Source organism: Dickeya sp. Secpp 1600, assembly GCF_003049805.1.
GTDB classification, from domain to species: Bacteria; Pseudomonadota; Gammaproteobacteria; order Enterobacterales; family Enterobacteriaceae; genus Dickeya; species Dickeya fangzhongdai.
On the sequence record NZ_CP023484.1, the window covers coordinates 3,456,118 to 3,472,511 of the forward strand.

The following is a 16,394-nucleotide window of genomic DNA, read 5'->3' on the forward strand; positions in this document are numbered from 1 at the left end:
GCGCGGGAAATCAGAGAAAGCGGCAGAGAAAAGCGGATTGGCGGCAACGATCGTCAGACAAAAAAATACCGGGCAAGCCCGGTATTTTTTATATTTTCGCGGTTACTGCGCGTATTTGCGCATCACCAGCACGGCGTTGGTGCCGCCGAAACCGAAACCGTTGGACATCACGGTAGTCAGCTGACGTTCGGTCGGCTCGGTGACGACGTTCATGCCTTGCGCCTGCTCGTCCAGCGTTTCAACGTTGATGCTCGGCGCAATGAAACCGTGCTCCAACATCAGCAGCGTATAGATGGCTTCCTGCACGCCCGCGGCGCCCAGCGAGTGACCGGTCATGGCTTTGGTGGAAGAGATCGGCGGAACGTTGTCGCCGAACACCTGACGGATCGCCCACAGTTCTTTCACATCGCCCACCGGCGTTGAGGTGCCGTGAGTATTGATGTAATCCACCGGGGTATCGACATCCTGCAGCGCCAGCTTCATGCAGCGCACCGCGCCTTCGCCTGACGGGGCTACCATGTCGGCGCCATCGGACGTCGCGCCATAGCCAACCACTTCAGCGTAGATATGCGCGCCGCGCGCCAGCGCGTGCTCCAGCTCTTCCACGACCACCATACCGCCGCCGCCGGCGATAACGAAACCGTCGCGATCCGCGTCATAAGTACGGGAAGCGCGTTCCGGCGTCTCGTTGTATTTGGTAGACAGCGCGCCCATAGCGTCGAATTCGCACGCCAGTTCCCAGCACAGCTCTTCGCCGCCGCCGGCGAACACGATGTCCTGTTTGCCCATCTGAATCTGCTCGACCGCGTTGCCGATGCAGTGCGCGGACGTAGCGCAAGCGGAACTGATGGAGTAGTTGACGCCGTGGATTTTAAACGGCGTCGCCAGACAGGCGGACACGCCGGAAGCCATCGCCTTGGTCACGACATAAGGGCCGACCGCTTTCAGGCCGCGTGGGCTACGCATAGCGTCAGCGCCAAACACCTGGAAACGCGGGGAACCGCCGCCGGAACCAACGATCAACCCTACGCGCGGATTGTTCTGGTAGGCTTCTTCGGACAGCCCGGAATCCTTGACGGCTTCTTCCATGCACAGGTAAGCGTAAATAGAGGCATCGCTCATGAAACGTACAATTTTACGTTCAATCAGGCCCGCCGTATCCAGCTTGACGTTACCCCAGACGTGGCTACGCATGCCGGAATCTTTCAGCTCTTCGGAGAAAGTGATGCCAGAACGGCCTTCACGCAGGGATGCCAGCACTTCCTCTTTGTTATTACCGATGCTGGACAGAATACCCAGACCAGTAATCACCGCACGTTTCATTCAATACCTCTTCCGCTTGTAGAGTTTGGATTTAGCTCCGCACTTTAGCGTACAGATGTAAGCTGAACAAGTCCGATCAGACTAACTTTTCTCAAATTTGCGACTTAATAAACCGCTCGCTAAAATCTCGCCACCGCTTAAATAATGAGTTAGTTGCCGTGACAAGCCCTTCCATCCAGCATGCAGACCTGAACTGGAACGCTCAGGGTACACCTGTATCGCAACAGTTTGATGACGTTTATTTCTCCAACCAGGATGGCCTGGCGGAAACCCGCTACGTCTTTCTGCAGGGCAACGGTTTTCCGCAGCGTTTCTCCGACCATCCCGGCCCGGTCTGCACCGTGGCGGAAACCGGCTTCGGCACCGGACTGAATTTCCTGACGCTGTGGCAGGCGTTCGAACAGTTTCGCCAGCAACAACCGGACGCCGCGCTGCAGCGGCTGCACTTCATCAGTTTTGAGAAATTTCCGCTGCGCCAGTCGGATTTGGCCGCCGCGCACGCCAGTTGGCCGGAGCTGGCGCCTTTCGCCGACGAACTGCGCCGGCACTGGCCGCTGGCGCTGCCCGGTTGTCACCGGCTGATTCTGGCGCAGGGGCGCATCACGCTGGACCTGTGGTTCGGCGACGTCAACGCCCTGCTGCCCAAACTGGACAACAGCCTGACCCGGCGTATCGACGCCTGGTTTCTCGACGGATTCGCCCCGGCCAAAAATCCGGACATGTGGACCGATGCGTTATTTCACGCCATGGCGCGCTTGTGTCGCAACGGAGGGACGTTCGCGACCTTTACCGCGGCCGGTTTTGTGCGCCGGGGATTGCAACAGGCGGGATTTGACGTCAGCAAAATCAAGGGATTCGGTCAGAAACGGGAAATGCTGTGCGGCACGGTGTCGCACAGCAGTGAACAGCCGCACCCCACTCCCTGGTACGCGCGTCCTGCGGCCACACACCCGCAGGAGGTGGCGATTGTCGGCGGCGGCGTCGCGGCGGTACTGACGGCGCTCGCGCTGCTGCGACGCGGCGCGCGGGTGACGCTGTACTGCGCCGACGAACAGGTGGGACAACGCGCCTCCGGCAATCGTCAGGGCGCGCTCTATCCGCTGCTGAACGACAAGCAGGATGCGTTATCGGGATTTTTCGCCACCGCGTTCGGCTTCGCCCGCCGCTGCTATGACACTCTCGCCGCGCAAGGGGTGACGTTTGAACACGACTGGTGCGGCGTCAGCCAGCTGGCTTACGATGAAAAAAGCACGCGCAAAATCACCCGGATACTGGCCGGCAACTGGCCGGAGACGCTGGTACGCCCGGCGGACGCGCGCACCCTGACCGAACAGGCCGGCGTACCGCTGCACACCCACGGCCTTACCTACCCGCAAGGCGGCTGGCTATGCCCGGCCGAGCTGACCGCATCGGCCTTTGCGCTGGCCTGCCGGCAGGGCCTGCAGGCGCATTTATCTACCGCCGTCGCCGCACTCGCCCACACCGACAGCGGCTGGCAGCTGACGCTGGCGGACGGCCGTCAGCGTCAACACGCCACGGTGGTGCTGGCCAACGGTCATCAGGTAAGCGACTGGGAGCAGACCCGCCGCCTGCCCGTCTACGCGGTGCGCGGTCAGGTCAGCCACGTCCCCGACACGCCGTCGCTGTCCACGCTGCGTCAGGTGCTGTGCTACGATGGCTACCTGACGCCGGTCAGCCCGCATCACCACACGCATTGTATCGGCGCCAGCTATCATCGCGGCGATACGGATACGGATTACCGTGAAACCGATCAACAGCAGAACCGTCAGCGGTTGATTGATTGCCTGCCCGACAGTGACTGGCCCACCGAGGTGGACATTTCCGGGCAACAGGCGCGTTGCGGCGTGCGCTGCGCGATCCGCGATCATCTGCCGTTGCTGGGTCAGGTGCCGGATTACCCACAGACACTGGCGTGTTATCAGGATCTGCCAGAACGGCTGGCTGACGGCGACGAAGTAGCCGCCGCCCCGTCCTGGCCGAATCTCTATCTGATTGGCGCGTTGGGGTCACGCGGTTTATGCTCTGCGCCGCTGGCCGCCGAAATACTGGCATCGCAGTTGTTCGGCGAACCGCTGCCGCTGGACAGCGATACGCTGGCGGCGTTGCACCCCAATCGGTTTTGGGTGAGAAAACTGCTAAAAGGCAAAGCGGTATAGTTGAATTCGGATAGCGCATTCAATACGGCAGCAATTTTATACCAAACAGGATTCGGGAGCGGTTCATGGGAAAACCTTCATCGCGGGAAGAAGTGCAGTTTCACCACCTGAAAGATCTGGGCGGGCTGGAAATGCTGCAGGCTCGCTACCATCACCAGCGTTTTTCCCGCCATTCGCACGAGAATTTCTGTATCGGCGTGATTGAGGAAGGCGCGCAGCGTTTCTATCGTACCGGCGGTGAACACGTCGCCCCCACCGGCGATATCATTCTGGTCAATGCCGATGAAATTCATACCGGCCACGCCGAAGTCGCCAGCGGCTGGTCCTACCGCGCCATCTATCCTTCGCCGGACTTGTTATGTCACCTGTCGCGCGACCTGCGCGTGCCGCAAGGCGCCACGCCGTGGTTTCCCGATGCCGTCTTGCATGACCCCGGCTTGTCGGCGCAATTGCGGCTGGCCTTCACCCTGCTGCCGCAGGAAGGCAATAGCCTGTTGAAAGAAACCCTGCTGTTTTCGTCATTGAGCTGGCTGATGATGCGCTACAGCAAAACCCGCTCCGACGGACGGACCTTGCCATCGGCGAGCCTGTCCATTCTGCGGGCGAAAGCGTGGCTTGACGAATGCCCGGAGCAGGATATCAGCCTGCTGCAACTGGCGGAGGCAGCCGGCCTTAGCCCGTGGCATTTTCTCAGACAATTCAAGGCGCTGCTGGGCATGACGCCCCATGCTTATCTGGTTCAGGCTCGCCTGCGTCAGGCGCGCTCGCTGCTGATAAAGGGCGTCAGCCTGTCTGACACCGCATCCCAGTGCGGCTTCTCCGATCAGAGCCACTTCAATCGCCATTTCAAACGCGCAATGGGCATCACGCCGGGTGAGTTTGTCCGTACTCTGAAGTAAGCAGACATCAGGCAATTTCTTTCAATACCGCCGCCGCTCTCCTGTCTATTCTTCCGGCTTATTCGTTGAAGAAGAGAATCGTGGTTATGTCATTTTCACCTTTCACCGCCTTATCACGACGATATCCGTCGGACTCGGCATCCAACCAATTCCTTAGCGGCGCAGTCGCTATGTTGCCACTGTGCGTGGCGGTTATTCCCTGGGGCATTCTGGCGGGTTCAATGGCGGTACAGGCCGGGCTGACATTCTGGCAAGCGGTGGGGATGTCGGCGGTTATCTTCGCCGGCGCGGCGCAGTTGGTGACGCTGAGCCTGTTGATGTCGGGGAGCAGCGTCATGACTATCTTGCTGACCGTCATGGTGATTACCGCCCAGCACCTGATTTATGGTCTAACGCTGCGCCCTACCATCGCGCCGCTGAAAGCCCGTTATCGCCTGTTGCTCGGTTTTCTGTTGACCGACGAGTTATTCGCGCTGGCGATAGCCGCAAAGACACGGCTGACCACCGCCTATCTACTCGGCGCCGGGCTGACGTTTTATCTGTGCTGGGTGGTATGCAGTCTGGCGGGCGTGATGATGGCGAATGCGATTCCCCATCTCGATCGCTACCATCTGGATTTTTCCATCGTCGCCACCTTTATCACGCTGGTGGTACCGATGGTCACACGCCTGCCGGTACTGGCGGGGACGCTGTTTTCACTGTTGATGTCGATGCTGCTGGCTTACTGGCGCATCGAAGGGGCGATCATGATAGCAGGTCTCGGCGGCATGGCCGTTTCGGTTCTGATGGCGCGGCTTAACGGAGAAACATCATGAGTTGGGGATTATTACTGTTACTGGCGCTGGTCGTATTTGCTTACCGCTACATGTTTCTGGAACCCGGCGTTCCCGTCAGGCTACCCGCGCTGTTCCGGCAAGCGCTCAACTACTCCGCACCTTGTTTGCTGACGGCCATTTGCGGGCCGGTGATCCTGCTGCATCAGGAAGCGCTGCGTCCCTTTCCGGACAACCCCTACTTATGGGGCGCGGTGGGCAGCGTGGCGATCGCCTTGCTGGTTCGCCACACCATGCTGGCGGTGATGGCGAGTCTGGGCGTGTTTTATGCGCTCTGTTTCTGGCTGCAATAGCCCACGTTGAAAAATAGGAGACAGGGATGACCGTGTGAGCGCCATCCCTTTATCCGACAAACAGTTACAACACTTATCCGAAAAACAATTACAACACGGTCAATGTCACATCGATATTGCCGCGCGTAGCGTTGGAATAGGGGCAAACCTGATGCGCTTTTTCCACCAACGCCTGAGCCTGCGCCTTGTCCATGCCGGGAATGGTAATGCGCAGTTCAACTTCGATACCAAAACCGCCGCCGGATGGACCAATGCCGACAAGACCTTCAATCACCGTGGCGGAGGGAACCAACACCTTCTCTTTGGAGGCCACCAGTTTCAGCGCGCCGGTAAAACAGGCCGCGTAACCGGCGGCAAACAGTTGCTCGGGGTTGGTGCCGGAACCGCCAAGGCCGCCCAGCTCGCGCGGTGTGGTCAGTTTCAGATCGAGGTGATTATCATCGGAAACCGCATGTCCATCCCGTCCGCCGGTCACCGAAGCCTGGGCGCGATAAAGTACTTTCTCAACAGCCATAGTTGTAACTCCCTTTTAAGACAAGATAACCGTTCTAAAATCAGTAAAAGCCGTCAGGCCTGAGTTGATTCCAGACGCTGCGCCTGCTGCCAGCTCGGGATATCCGCAATGCGTTGCGAATAACGGAGAATATGGGGGTACTGCTGTCCCAGATTAAAGCGCTCCGTGACCAGCTTCACCACGAACCCCAACATAAAGTCCGCCCCGGTCAGGCGCTGCCCAACAATAAACTCGCGTGAAGCCAGGTAGTCGTTCAAATAGGAAAACACTTTTTTGAACTCCACCTCGGCATAATCATCCAGAAACTTCAGCGTCTGACCGGTATTTTTCTCAAACTGATTAAAGACTTTCAGTAATACCGGCAGCATGGCCGAGCTTTCCGCAAAATGAATCCATTGCAGATAGTCGGCATAACCCGCATCCTGCTCATCGGGCGCCAGCTGCGGCGCGTATTTACTGATAATGTACTCAACGATGGCACCGGACTCGGCAATCACCTTGCCGTCAATCTCCACCACCGGCGATTTACCCAGCGGATGGATAGCCTTGAGCGCTTCCGGCGCCAGTTGCGTCTGCGGATTGCGCTGGTAGCGGATCAGCTCATAGGGAAGCTGCGCCTCTTCAAGCAACCAGAGAATACGCATGGAACGCGAAGCATTCAGATGATGCAATCTTATGGTCATTCTGCCTGTTTCCTTTGTCAGCCGATTAAGCCAGTTGTTTTAACAACGCCTTGGCGACCGCTTCCGAACTGGCCGGATTCTGGCCGGTGACAAGCTTACCGTCCTCGACGAGGTAAGGGTGCCAGTCAGGGCCTTTGGAATACAACCCGCCCAGTTTCTGAAACTCGTCTTCAATCAAAAACGGCACCACATCCGTCAATTCCACTGCCGCTTCTTCCGTGTTGGTAAACCCGGTGACCCGGCGACCTTTGATCAGCGGCTCGCCATTGGCGGCCTTGACATGGCGCAAGACGCCGGGAGCATGGCACACGAAACCGATGGGTTTTCCGGCCCGTTCAAATGCTTCGATCAGCGCAATGGAAACCGGTGATTCCGCCAAATCCCACAGCGGACCATGACCGCCCGGATAAAACACCGTGTCGAAATCTTCCATACGCACGCTGTCCAGTTTCACCGTGGAAGCCAGCGCTTGCTGTGCTGCCGGGTCGGCCTTGAAGCGATGGGTCAGTTCGGTCTGGAATTCCGGCAAATCGCTTTTCGGGTCCAGCGGCGGCTGTCCGCCTGCCGGCGACGCCAGCACCACATCAGCGCCGGCATCTTTGAAGGTGTAATAAGGGGCGGCGAATTCCTCAAGCCAGAACCCGGTTTTCTTGCCTGTGTTTCCCAGCGCGTCGTGGGACGTCAATACCATCAGTACCTTCATCGTCATTCTCCTTAACTCACTAATTCAGTAGGTCGTTCGCATCAGCCTTTCAAAAACGCTTCAAGCTGAGACACTTTGTCGCTATAGGGCGCCCGCAAACGCAGGTTGGATGCGCCCTCTTCATCCTGAACCACAACCGCTTTGGCGTGGCTAAAACGGCGGAAACCATGAATGCCGTGGTAAGCGCCCATGCCGGAAGCCCCCACCCCGCCAAAAGGCAGTGCGTCGTTACTGGCATGCGTCATCACATCATTGATGACCAGCGCCCCTGACGTGGTCCGTTCAGCGAACGCGGTTTGCCGCGCCGATTGCTGACCAAAGTAATACGCAGCCAGCGGGCGCGGATGCGCGTTGATATACGCAATCGCCTCTTCCTGCGAATGACAGGTGCGTACCGGCAACAATGGCCCGAAGATCTCCTCCTGCATAATCTGCATCTCATCGGTGACATTCAGCACCAGATGCGGCGCGATCTTGCGGGAAACCGCATCAAAATCCGGCTCGCTCTGAGGTGCCAGGCTCACCAGCGTCGCGCCCTGTTTTTCAGCATCCTTTAACAGACCAACCAGACGCTCATAGTGTCGCGGCGTAATGATCGACGTATAGTCAGGGTTGTTCTGAAGCGTCGGGAATGCCTGAGCCATAAACGCCTTGCCGGCCTGAACAAAGGCATCAACCTGATCGCCCGGCAACATGACGTAGTCAGGGGAGAGGCAGATCTGACCGGCATTAAAGGTCTTCACGGTCAGGGTACGCTGCGCCGCCAGGCCGACATCCGCATCACGGTCGATGACCACCGGCGATTTCCCCCCCAGTTCCAGTGTAACGGGCACCAGATTATCGGCTGCGGCACGCATCACATGGCGACCAACGGCAGAACTGCCGGTAAAGACCAAATGATCAAAAGGCAGGCTGCTGAACGCAGCGCCAATCGCCGCGTCGCCCAACACCACTTCCAGCTCCAGCGGGTCAAAGTAACGCGCGATCAGCTCCGCCAGCAGTTCCGAGGTGGCGGGCGTCAGCTCCGAAGGCTTCAGCATCGCGGTATTGCCTGCGGCAAATACGCCGGCCAGCGGCCCAAATGCCAGATTGATGGGGAAATTCCACGGACTGATCACCCCGACCACGCCCAGCGGTTGATGCTGTATCCAGGCCTGCATGCCCGACACGGGGTTGTCGACGAATTCCGGTTTCATCCATTGCGCTACGTACTCCGCGGAATGCTCAAGCGTTTTCACCGTCGTCGCCATATCCGCCACCAGCGACTGATACACGCTGCGATGACCAAAATCCGCATCCATCGCTTTACTGAGCAACGAATAATTTTCCCGGATAAGCCGGGCGCTGCGTAACAGCCTGTCGCGGCGCAGCGCGGCGTCGGCCGGGCCAGTGGCGATGTGGGCATTCTTCATGGTCTGCAATATCGCTTTTAAATCGTTGGTCGTTTGCGCTAAAGGCATGATGGTGAATCCTTAACAATCGTGTGGTTTCTTTCTTCCCGACAGGCGGGAAAACAAAAAGCGCGTATCCATTCGGCTCACCGTTATTTGGATCGCAGCAGGCGGACGAATCCGCTCAAACCGTAACGCTGGAGTGCGATCCCTTCGCTTGCCGTCCGGCTTTGATATAAATTTTCCTTTACTTCCTGCAAACCGCCTTCCGAATAAAAGGCAGTTATGTTTTGATAGAGCGCACTTTAGCGACGTTAATCAGTTGTGACCAACTAGCATATTTAGGTATGGATATAAAAAATTTTATGGGTGATACATGTCTCTTGTTCGGCTGAGAACCTTTATTGAGGTGTATCGACAACGCTCTATCAGCGGCGCCGCACGCACGCTTAACCTGACGCAGCCTGCGGTATCACAGCATGTCGCCGGTTTGGAAATGTCGATTGGGCGACCACTGTTTGAGCGGCAAACGCGGGGCGTCGTCCCCACGTCGGTGGCCGATGAACTGGCGGCGGATATTGGCGATCGGCTGGATGAGGCGGAAAACGCACTGGCCTCGGTGAAAGCGCGTTCACTGGAATTGGCTGGCGCATTACAAATCATTGGTCATGCGGATTTTCTGGCCGAAGTCGTAGCCAAACAATTGTTGCCGCTGCTGGAGGTGGGGGTGCGCGTCCGGATGCAAACCGGGGATTATGACGCGATTACCCAAAGCCTGATTGAGGGCTACTGTGATCTGGGGATCTCGGCGGCGCCCTCGCATGACACCCGGTTGAAAAGCGAGCTGATGCTGACCGACGAAGTGATGGCGGTCGCGTCGCCCCAGGTCGTCGCCCGGCTGATGAACACGCCGGATACCCTGGCGGCGATGCAAACCGAACCGGTGCTGGCCTATAGCCTGACGCTCCCGCTTATCGATAACTGGTTTACGGCGAACCGTGTGCAGGCACCGGCCATCCTTCCCGCCATGGTCGGGCAAGACTTACGCGCCTTATGCAGCCTGTTGTGCCAGGGATTTGGCTGGAGCGCCCTGCCTGCGTATTTATGCACGCCCTATATCGAACGAGGAGAGCTGAGTGAAATTCCCGCCCCCGTAGCGCGTGCCAGCCGAAGTTACTATTTACTCTGGCAACCCAGCGCGCTGCGCCAGCCGCGCGTCGCCCATGCCAGACAGGCGTTACTGTTTCGGTTAAGACAAAAACACGGGCTGTAGATTTGTCACGCCGTTGAGGCAGCCGGATGATGTCCGGGCCAGAAGATACGCCCGTTCAGATTCCGTGACCGCACGCCTGCCGGTCACGAAATCAGGTTCAGCGAAGGGTTAAGACCCCATCACGGGTCGACACAGGCGGGCGCCCATTCCGACCCTCGCGCGTGTTACTGCAATTGCGCCTGCTGATACAACGATTCCCAAACCTGGGCGACCAGCGCCTGATCCGGCGGCGACAGCTCGCCGTTATTAATCGCCTTGTTCAGGCTGTCCTGTACCCGGGCATGCAGCGCCTGCGCCGTCTGTTCGCCATGCGCTTCGGCTTCCGCCACCGCCAGCGTCAGGTGGCCGCGCAGGTAACCGCTGGCAAACAGTTCATCATCGCTGGCGTGCTCCACCATATTGTCAATCAGCGTCAGGATGCGCGCCTCGAATTCTGCGATCATTAATGGTCCTCAGTTATCGTGTTGCCCGCCGATCATCACAAATCGGCCGGATAAGGAAAGTCCGCCGCGGTTTGCGGCGCAGTGTGGTAAAAGTCCTGCAGCGCCTGAATAAAGCGCGCAGGTCGGCCGGGCACGCCCTGTTGCAGATAAATCATGACCTGCGCGTGCACCCGGCGCTGGAAAGCGATGCGATCCGGATCGACATCGCCATCCAGATTGTCGCAGCTGACATTAAACGGGAAGCCGGCGGCCACGCAGAACATCCACTCCAGCGCCTGCGGTTTGATTTCCACCGATTCAAACTGGCTCTGGGTCGCGGCGTCGCGTCCGTCCGGACAGTACCAATAGCCGAAATCCACCAATTTGCGCCGCTCTTCACCGGCGATGCACCAGTGGGAAATCTCGTGCATGCCGCTGGCATAAAACCCATGTGCGAACACAATGCGGTGATACGGCGCCTGATCGTCGGCCGGCAGATAAATGGGCTCATCGTCGCCCTTCACCAGCCGGGTATTGTATTCCTCGCTAAAACACCGGTTGAATACGGCGATCAACTGGTCGTAATGGTGAGTGTGTGCAGTTTCAGTCAACATCGTCATCAGAATAGCTGTCCCAGCCAGCGGGCAATCTCGCTGCCGTGGTTGTCATGAATCAATTTGATGCTCATCAGGGCGGACATGATCACCAGCATCGGGCGAATCAGTTTCTGCCCCTTGGTCAGCACCATTCTGGCCCCCAGCCGGGCGCCGATAATCTGCCCGACCAGCATGACCAAACCCACGCCCCATACCACCTGACCGCCCAGCATGAAAAACACCAGGCCGCCGAAATTGGAGGTGAAATTGAGCACTTTGGCGTGCGCGGTGGCTTTCGCCAGATTGAAACCCAGCAGGGTGACGTAGGCCAGCGCATAAAACGACCCGGCACCCGGCCCGAAGAAGCCGTCGTAAAACCCGACGCAGGCGCCGCCCAGCAGGGAAAACGGCAACAGCGACAGGCGCGCATGCCGATCCTCATCCCCCACTTTCGGCATCAGCAGAAAATAGAGGCCGATACCGATCACCAGCACCGGCAGCAACTTACGCAGGAAATCGGCGTGAATCTGCTGAATCAGCCAGGCGCCGAACATCGCGCCCAGCAAGGTCAGCGGCACCGCCAGCTTCAGTATTCGCATGTCCACCGCTTTGCGGCGGATGAAATACAGGCTGGCGGAAAACGAACCGCCCACCGCCTGCAATTTGTTGGTCGCCAGCACCTGAGCGGGCGACAGCCCCGCCGCCAGCAACACCGGAATGGACAGCAACCCGCCGCCGCCGGCGATCGAATCCACAAATCCGGCGATCACGCTAGCCAGAAACAACAGGGCCAGAATATCCGGCCCAACAACGAACCATTCCATGAATTATTCCGCAATCAGATGGCGATCAAGCAACGCCTGACAGGAAGGCGGCAACGGGGGAGGCGTCGTTTTGGCCGGCGGTTCGGCGCCCGGTTTGCGCGGCTGGAACCAGCTGTTCAGTTCAGCGCCGCATCCGTCGCCCGCTGGCGGCGCATCCTGATCCTGACATTCCAGACTATCCGCCGGACAACGCAGCCGCACATGCATGTGCGCGCGATGGGCGAACCACGGCCGGACCTTGTGCAGCCAGTTGCGATCGCCGCCGGCTTCCAGGCACAGTTGCTTTTTGATGGCCGGATTGACGAAAATGCGCGTTACGTCATTATCCTGCGCTGCCGTCTTCACCAGCTTCAGCACATCCGGCGACCATGCGCGCGGATTGACGTTTTTACCGTCCGCCAGCACCAGATCCAGCGGTTGCGGCTGCAGCAACTGCTGCTGACTCCAGCGCTGACGCGGCAGTTGCAGCCAGATATCCACATCCAGCCCCGACTGATGGCTGGCGTGACCGCTGTTGAACCGTCCGCCGGCCGGCATGCCCATGTCGCCGATCAGCACGGTGCCGCCGGTGGCGCGATGCACGCCGGCGCTGAGACGATGGATGAACGCCAGCAGGTCCGGATGACCGAAGTAACGCCGCTGGTCGACGCGCATCACCTGATAATCAGACGACTGCAGCGACAGCGGCTGTGCGCCGATGATACAACCATTGGCAAACGCGCCGATGGCCTGAGGCTGGCCTGCCACCGGGTGGGTTATCTCCTGCCACGGTGTCTTCGCCAGCGCGGCGCTGCAAAACAGCAGCGCCACCATCCCAATCCAGTTTGTTTTCATTGTTTTATGGTATTCGTGTTCGGTGTATTACCGTGTTTTTATAGTGTTACCAACGGGGAACCTGGCTCGTCACGTCCGCGCACTGTGCGCGCTGGCGCAGCAGATGATCCATCAGGACAATCGCCATCATCGCTTCGGCAATCGGCACCGCGCGGATTCCCACGCACGGGTCATGGCGACCGCGGGTGATCATTTCCGTTGCGTCGCCGTCGCGGGTGATGGTGCGCCCCGGCACGGTGATGCTGGAAGTCGGTTTCAGCGCCAGATGGGCGGTGATCGCCTGACCGCTGCTGATGCCGCCCAGAATGCCGCCCGCATGGTTGCTCTGAAAGCCTTCCGGGGTGATTTCATCACGGTTTTCGCTGCCGCGACGGTTCACTACCGCGAAGCCGTCGCCGATTTCCACGCCTTTGACGGCGTTGATGCTCATCAGCGCGTGGGCCAGATCGGCGTCAAGACGATCAAACACCGGCTCGCCTAACCCCGGCGGCACCGACTCAGCCACCACCGTGATTTTCGCGCCGATGGAATCGCCCTCTTTTTTCAGGGCGCGCATCAGTTCATCCAGCGCGTCGAGCTTGTCCGCGTCCGGGCAGAAAAACGGGTTTTGCTCCACCTGCGCCCACTCTTTCAGTTCGCACACCACATCGCCCATCTGCGCCAGATAGCCGCGGATCACCACACCGTGCAGCTGTTGCAGGTATTTTTTGGCAATGGCGCCGGCGGCCACGCGCATAGCGGTTTCACGGGCGGAAGAGCGACCGCCGCCGCGGTAATCGCGGATGCCGTATTTCTGCTCATAGGTGTAATCGGCGTGACCGGGGCGGAACAGATCCTTGATAGCGCTGTAGTCCTGCGAGCGCTGATCGGTATTTTCAATTAACAGACCGATACTGGTGCCGGTAGTCACGCCTTCAAACACCCCGGACAGAATACGCACCTGATCCGGCTCGCGGCGCTGGGTGGTGTAACGAGAAGTCCCCGGACGACGACGGTCCAGGTCGTGCTGCAAATCGGCCTCGGTCAGCGGAATACCCGGCGGTACGCCATCCACCACGCATCCCAGAGCGATGCCATGAGATTCACCAAAGGTGGTGACACGGAAAAACTGACCAATACTGTTTCCTGCCATCACGGCTCCTTAGCATTGAAAAAACATCAGGGCGCCAGACGGATATTTACCGCCCGCCGCCCTGCGGAGGGATTAATCCCGGTAAAGGCTGAAATGCGCCTGACAGTCCAGCAGTTGGGAACGGGTCAACATGAAGACGCCGTCGCCGCCGTTGTCGAACTCCAGCCAGGTAAACGGAATATCCGGATACTGCTCCATCAGGTGCACCATGCTGTTGCCGACTTCACAAATCAGCACGCCCTCTTCGGTAAGAAAGTCCGGCGCGCATGCCAGAATCCGGCGCACCAGTTTCAGGCCGTCGCTGCCCGCCGCCAGTCCCAGCTCCGGTTCGAAGCGGTATTCCTGCGGCAGGTCGGCCATGTCTTCCTCATCCACGTACGGCGGATTGGTGACGATCAGGTCATACTGAATCGCCGGCAGGTCACGGAACAGGTCGGAACGGATCGGCGTCACGTTGTATTCCATGCCGTGCTGCTGGATATTCTGTTCGGTCACCGCCAGCGCCTCGTCGGAAATATCTACTGCATCCACTTCCGCTTCGGGGAACGCCTGAGCGCAGGCGATGGCGATGCAACCGCTGCCGGTGCACAAATCAAGAATATGATGCGGCGCGTTGGGCAACAGCGACGCAAAGCGATTGTTGATCAACTCGCCAATCGGCGAACGGGGCACCAGCACCCGCTCATCGACATAAAACTCCAGTCCGCAAAACCAGGCCTTGTTCGTCAGATAAGCCACCGGAATACGCTCGTTGACGCGGCGAATCACCCGCTCGACGATGCGATGACGCTCGCTGGACGTCAGCCGGGCGAGGTACATGTCTTCCGGAATATCGATCGGCAAAAACAGACTGGGCAGCACCAGTTGCAGCGCCTCATCCCACGGATTATCGGTGCCGTGTCCATAGTAGACGTTGGCGGCGTTAAACCGGCTCACTGTCCAGCGCAGCATATCCTGAATGGTATGCAGATCGTTGACCGCCTCATCGACGAAAATTTTGTCCAAGTTTGTCCTCCACAGACTACTGTCTCTGTAATCGCATGTTTCTGTGATGGCAATAGTTTGCCATGAAGACGGCGACAAATCAGCAGATATCACCGCCGGACGGCGCGGAGCGGGGGATGCAACGATAAGGTTTTGTTTAGCGACCGGCACGGAACAGGTAAACTATGCGAATATCAAAACTATGCGAATATCAAAACTATGCGGACACCGAAACTATGCGGATACCGTATTGAGGTTCTGCAACAGAACCGCGACGATGACAGAGTGACGCAAAATGAAAAAAAAATTCATGCTTGATGACGAGGAGCAGGCGCTTTTCCGCACGTCGGTGGCGGGCGCCACCCGGTTACGTCAGGACACCTATGTTCACCGTCCGGCCCGTACCAAACCCGGCGCATTGCCGCCACGACGGATGATTCAGGAACAGGTGGACGCCAGTTTCTATTTCTCGGACGAATTCCAGCCGCAACTGGAGAATGACGGGCCGACGCGCTATGTCCGGCCGGGCGCCAGTCATTACGAGCTGAAGAAACTGCGTCGCGGCGACTATTCGCCGGAACTGTTTTTGGATTTGCACGGACTGACGCAGTTGGAAGCCAAGCAGGAACTGGGGGCGCTGCTGGCCGCCTGTCGGCGCGAACATGTCTACTGCGCCTGCGTGATGCACGGCCACGGCAAACACATTCTTAAACAGCAAACGCCGTTGTGGCTGGCCCAACACCCGGACGTGCTGGCGTTTCATCAGGCGCCGAAGGAATTCGGCGGCAATGCGGCCTTACTGGTGCTGGTGGCGCAGGAAAGCGCCGACGAGGAATAACCTTCCCCGCCTCACCTTCTTCGCCGTTCTGGAAAATCGCCTGCGGCGGGAAACCGTATGAAAACCGAACAGGAGCCGCTAACGGCGCCTGTTGTCGGACGATCAAGGTTTAACTTTGGCCGTCAGTTGGGACGGCGTGACCTGCCAGTGGTATACGCCCGCACCGGAGACATCATCCAGCTCGACGCTGGCAATGGCCGACGTGGCGAACATGGGCGCGGTCTCAGACGGGCACAGCCCGGCGACCAGATATCCCACCAGCGGCAGGTGGGAAATCACCAACACCGCGCTGGTGCCTTCTTTCGCCAGCGCCAGCAGATAGTCGCACACCAGTTCGGCGTTGCCTCCCGGCGTCAGCTCCGGCAGACATTCACTTTCCGGCAGCGGCAACACCTCCGCCACGACCTGCAACGTCTGCTGAGCCCGCACGTAAGGGCTCACCAGTACCCGATCAATATCAATCGACTGATCGTTGAGCCAGGCTGCCATCTGACGAGATTCTTCATCTCCCCGGCTGCTTAAAGGCCGGAGCGCATCACTGGCGGCGTCAGGTACGGCATCACCATGACGCATGATCAAAACTTGCATATTACACCGCTATATTGATGAAAAAGGGCAATAAAACCCTGGGGATAGCTTCAGATTAGCTGAATCGGCACGGAGCCGTTTTGCGGC

At 58.7% G+C, this 16,394-nt stretch carries 18 protein-coding genes; 6 read left to right on the forward strand and 12 right to left on the reverse strand.

Annotated features, from left to right (window positions below; genetic code table 11):
• Window positions 1-102 precede the first annotated feature (102 nt).
• Complete coding sequence (gene fabB / locus CPA59_RS15290; RefSeq protein WP_038667395.1) at window positions 103-1,323, reverse strand: beta-ketoacyl-ACP synthase I; 1,221 nt, start codon at window positions 1,321-1,323, stop codon at window positions 103-105.
• A 158-nt stretch (window positions 1,324-1,481) separates the two neighbouring features.
• On the opposite strand from fabB, the gene mnmC reads away from it, so the two are divergent.
• The 4 genes from mnmC (at window position 1,482) to CPA59_RS15310 (ending at window position 5,525) form a co-directional block, all read left to right on the forward strand.
• Window positions 1,482-3,500, forward strand: a complete 2,019-nt coding sequence (gene mnmC, locus CPA59_RS15295) for a bifunctional tRNA (5-methylaminomethyl-2-thiouridine)(34)-methyltransferase MnmD/FAD-dependent 5-carboxymethylaminomethyl-2-thiouridine(34) oxidoreductase MnmC (protein WP_100849827.1) — start codon at window positions 1,482-1,484, stop codon at window positions 3,498-3,500.
• 65 nt (window positions 3,501-3,565) lie between these two features.
• Window positions 3,566-4,399: an AraC family transcriptional regulator gene (locus CPA59_RS15300; protein WP_049853712.1), complete on the forward strand. Its 834-nt coding sequence runs from the start codon at window positions 3,566-3,568 to the stop codon at window positions 4,397-4,399.
• Window positions 4,400-4,569: 170 nt separating this feature from the next.
• On the forward strand, window positions 4,570-5,214 hold the full coding sequence (locus CPA59_RS15305) for an AzlC family ABC transporter permease (protein WP_049853713.1): 645 nt from the start codon (window positions 4,570-4,572) through the stop codon (window positions 5,212-5,214).
• Window positions 5,211-5,525, forward strand: a complete 315-nt coding sequence (locus CPA59_RS15310) for an AzlD domain-containing protein (RefSeq protein WP_049853714.1) — start codon at window positions 5,211-5,213, stop codon at window positions 5,523-5,525. Before CPA59_RS15305 ends, CPA59_RS15310 begins: the two co-directional genes overlap by 4 nt.
• Before the next feature lie 88 nt (window positions 5,526-5,613).
• Here CPA59_RS15310 and CPA59_RS15315 read toward each other — a convergent pair whose 3' ends face one another.
• From CPA59_RS15315 to CPA59_RS15330, 4 genes are read right to left on the reverse strand one after another with little or no spacing between them, the layout of a single operon-like run.
• Window positions 5,614-6,039: an organic hydroperoxide resistance protein gene (locus CPA59_RS15315; RefSeq protein ID WP_038667380.1), complete on the reverse strand. Its 426-nt coding sequence runs from the start codon at window positions 6,037-6,039 to the stop codon at window positions 5,614-5,616.
• A gap of 53 nt (window positions 6,040-6,092) precedes the next feature.
• Window positions 6,093-6,722, reverse strand: coding sequence for a glutathione S-transferase family protein (locus tag CPA59_RS15320; protein ID WP_038919671.1), 630 nt, complete (start codon window positions 6,720-6,722; stop codon window positions 6,093-6,095).
• Between the two features lie 25 nt (window positions 6,723-6,747).
• A complete protein-coding gene (locus CPA59_RS15325) occupies window positions 6,748-7,425 on the reverse strand; it encodes a type 1 glutamine amidotransferase domain-containing protein (protein WP_038919672.1) in 678 nt (225 codons plus the stop codon).
• 41 nt (window positions 7,426-7,466) lie between these two features.
• Complete coding sequence (locus CPA59_RS15330; RefSeq protein ID WP_107759932.1) at window positions 7,467-8,885, reverse strand: coniferyl aldehyde dehydrogenase; 1,419 nt, start codon at window positions 8,883-8,885, stop codon at window positions 7,467-7,469.
• 307 nt (window positions 8,886-9,192) lie between these two features.
• On the opposite strand from CPA59_RS15330, the gene CPA59_RS15335 reads away from it, so the two are divergent.
• A complete protein-coding gene (locus tag CPA59_RS15335; RefSeq protein ID WP_107759934.1) occupies window positions 9,193-10,089 on the forward strand; it encodes a LysR family transcriptional regulator in 897 nt (298 codons plus the stop codon).
• Between the two features lie 164 nt (window positions 10,090-10,253).
• Here CPA59_RS15335 and CPA59_RS15340 read toward each other — a convergent pair whose 3' ends face one another.
• From CPA59_RS15340 to prmB, 6 genes are all read right to left on the reverse strand, one after another.
• Window positions 10,254-10,532, reverse strand: coding sequence for a YfcL family protein (locus CPA59_RS15340; protein WP_038919675.1), 279 nt, complete (start codon window positions 10,530-10,532; stop codon window positions 10,254-10,256).
• 35 nt (window positions 10,533-10,567) lie between these two features.
• Window positions 10,568-11,131: an elongation factor P hydroxylase gene (locus CPA59_RS15345; protein ID WP_107759936.1), complete on the reverse strand. Its 564-nt coding sequence runs from the start codon at window positions 11,129-11,131 to the stop codon at window positions 10,568-10,570.
• Window positions 11,131-11,931, reverse strand: a complete 801-nt coding sequence (locus CPA59_RS15350; protein WP_038667361.1) for a sulfite exporter TauE/SafE family protein — start codon at window positions 11,929-11,931, stop codon at window positions 11,131-11,133. Before CPA59_RS15350 ends, CPA59_RS15345 begins: the two co-directional genes overlap by 1 nt.
• Before the next feature lie 3 nt (window positions 11,932-11,934).
• Window positions 11,935-12,765, reverse strand: a complete 831-nt coding sequence (gene mepA, locus CPA59_RS15355; RefSeq protein ID WP_100849830.1) for a penicillin-insensitive murein endopeptidase — start codon at window positions 12,763-12,765, stop codon at window positions 11,935-11,937.
• 46 nt (window positions 12,766-12,811) lie between these two features.
• On the reverse strand, window positions 12,812-13,897 hold the full coding sequence (gene aroC / locus CPA59_RS15360; protein ID WP_049853717.1) for a chorismate synthase: 1,086 nt from the start codon (window positions 13,895-13,897) through the stop codon (window positions 12,812-12,814).
• Window positions 13,898-13,969: 72 nt separating this feature from the next.
• Window positions 13,970-14,902, reverse strand: a complete 933-nt coding sequence (gene prmB / locus CPA59_RS15365) for a 50S ribosomal protein L3 N(5)-glutamine methyltransferase (protein WP_038919678.1) — start codon at window positions 14,900-14,902, stop codon at window positions 13,970-13,972.
• 274 nt (window positions 14,903-15,176) lie between these two features.
• Between prmB and smrB the strand changes: the two genes are divergently transcribed.
• On the forward strand, window positions 15,177-15,719 hold the full coding sequence (gene smrB / locus CPA59_RS15370) for an endonuclease SmrB (protein ID WP_038667348.1): 543 nt from the start codon (window positions 15,177-15,179) through the stop codon (window positions 15,717-15,719).
• A 102-nt stretch (window positions 15,720-15,821) separates the two neighbouring features.
• Here smrB and sixA read toward each other — a convergent pair whose 3' ends face one another.
• The gene (sixA, locus tag CPA59_RS15375; RefSeq protein ID WP_038919681.1) at window positions 15,822-16,307 is read right to left on the reverse strand and encodes a phosphohistidine phosphatase SixA; all 486 of its coding nucleotides are present in this window, start codon (window positions 16,305-16,307) and stop codon (window positions 15,822-15,824) included.
• Window positions 16,308-16,394 lie beyond the last annotated feature (87 nt).

Bases quoted from the DNA above. Each gene is read 5' to 3' on its own strand.
- fabB (WP_038667395.1), bottom strand. From the start codon at position 1,323: ATGAAACGTGCGGTGATTACTGGTCTGGGTATTCTGTCCAGCATCGGT.
- CPA59_RS15300 (WP_049853712.1), top strand. From the start codon at position 3,566: ATGGGAAAACCTTCATCGCGGGAAGAAGTGCAGTTTCACCACCTGAAA.
- CPA59_RS15305 (WP_049853713.1), top strand. From the start codon at position 4,570: ATGTTGCCACTGTGCGTGGCGGTTATTCCCTGGGGCATTCTGGCGGGT.
- CPA59_RS15310 (WP_049853714.1), top strand. From the start codon at position 5,211: ATGAGTTGGGGATTATTACTGTTACTGGCGCTGGTCGTATTTGCTTAC.
- CPA59_RS15315 (WP_038667380.1), bottom strand. From the start codon at position 6,039: ATGGCTGTTGAGAAAGTACTTTATCGCGCCCAGGCTTCGGTGACCGGC.
- CPA59_RS15320 (WP_038919671.1), bottom strand. From the start codon at position 6,722: ATGACCATAAGATTGCATCATCTGAATGCTTCGCGTTCCATGCGTATT.
- CPA59_RS15325 (WP_038919672.1), bottom strand. From the start codon at position 7,425: ATGAAGGTACTGATGGTATTGACGTCCCACGACGCGCTGGGAAACACA.
- CPA59_RS15330 (WP_107759932.1), bottom strand. From the start codon at position 8,885: ATGCCTTTAGCGCAAACGACCAACGATTTAAAAGCGATATTGCAGACC.
- CPA59_RS15335 (WP_107759934.1), top strand. From the start codon at position 9,193: ATGTCTCTTGTTCGGCTGAGAACCTTTATTGAGGTGTATCGACAACGC.
- CPA59_RS15340 (WP_038919675.1), bottom strand. From the start codon at position 10,532: ATGATCGCAGAATTCGAGGCGCGCATCCTGACGCTGATTGACAATATG.
- CPA59_RS15345 (WP_107759936.1), bottom strand. From the start codon at position 11,131: ATGACGATGTTGACTGAAACTGCACACACTCACCATTACGACCAGTTG.
- CPA59_RS15350 (WP_038667361.1), bottom strand. From the start codon at position 11,931: ATGGAATGGTTCGTTGTTGGGCCGGATATTCTGGCCCTGTTGTTTCTG.
- mepA (WP_100849830.1), bottom strand. From the start codon at position 12,765: ATGAAAACAAACTGGATTGGGATGGTGGCGCTGCTGTTTTGCAGCGCC.
- aroC (WP_049853717.1), bottom strand. From the start codon at position 13,897: ATGGCAGGAAACAGTATTGGTCAGTTTTTCCGTGTCACCACCTTTGGT.
- smrB (WP_038667348.1), top strand. From the start codon at position 15,177: ATGAAAAAAAAATTCATGCTTGATGACGAGGAGCAGGCGCTTTTCCGC.
- sixA (WP_038919681.1), bottom strand. From the start codon at position 16,307: ATGCAAGTTTTGATCATGCGTCATGGTGATGCCGTACCTGACGCCGCC.